Annotated in this window: 1 protein-coding gene; it reads left to right on the plus strand. The window is 70.6% G+C overall.

The window, feature by feature from the left end; translation table 11 throughout:
- A partial coding sequence (locus MKL11_RS08225) for an ABC transporter ATP-binding protein (protein ID WP_243942075.1) occupies window positions 1-759 on the plus strand: 759 nt, incomplete at its 5' end.
- Between the last annotated feature and the right edge of the window lie 12 nt (window positions 760-771).

Here is a 771-nt window from a genome sequence, read left to right on the forward strand (position 1 = left end):
CTGCATTTCGACGTCCACGCAGGCGAGATCGTCAGCCTGATCGGCCCGAACGGGGCCGGGAAGACCACTGCCTTCAACGTGATGACCGGCTTCCTGAAGCCGAGCCGCGGGCAGGTGCGCTTCCGCGGCACCCCGCTCGGCGGCCTCCAGCCCCACGAGATCGTCCGGCTTGGGCTTGCGCGCACGTTCCAGCGCACCAGCGTGTTTCCCGACGACACCGTGTTCGACAACGTGATGATCGGCCTGCACCGACGTGGGGCGTCCGGGGACCATCCGAGGCTGCTCGACACCCTGCTCGGGCGAGACGGCGCCGCGGAGCGGGCCTCGCGGGGGCGGGCACTCGAACTGCTCGATCGGGTCGGCCTCGCCGCGCGCGCCGGCGAGAAGGCGGGCGCGCTCGCCTATGGCGAGCAGCGCCTCGTCGGCGTAGCGTTGGCGCTAGCCAGCAACCCGACGATGCTGCTCCTCGACGAGCCGGTCTCGGGCATGAACGCCTCCGAGACCCAGGTCTTCGTCCGCCTGATCCGCGGCATCCGCGACGACGGCATCACGATCCTGCTGGTGGAACACGACATGCCGATGGTCATGGCGGTCTCCGACCGCATCGCCGTGCTGAACCACGGACGCCTGATCGCGCAAGGGCCGCCAGCGGCGATCCGCACCGATCCGGCGGTGATCGAAGCCTATCTCGGCCAGGGCAGTGCGGCCCGCGAGGCCGCCCACCGAGCCGCCGCGGTACGGGAGACGAGCGATGCTTGAGATCCGCGACCT

Source organism: Methylobacterium sp. J-077, assembly GCF_022829365.1.
Classification (GTDB): domain Bacteria; phylum Pseudomonadota; class Alphaproteobacteria; order Rhizobiales; family Beijerinckiaceae; genus Methylobacterium.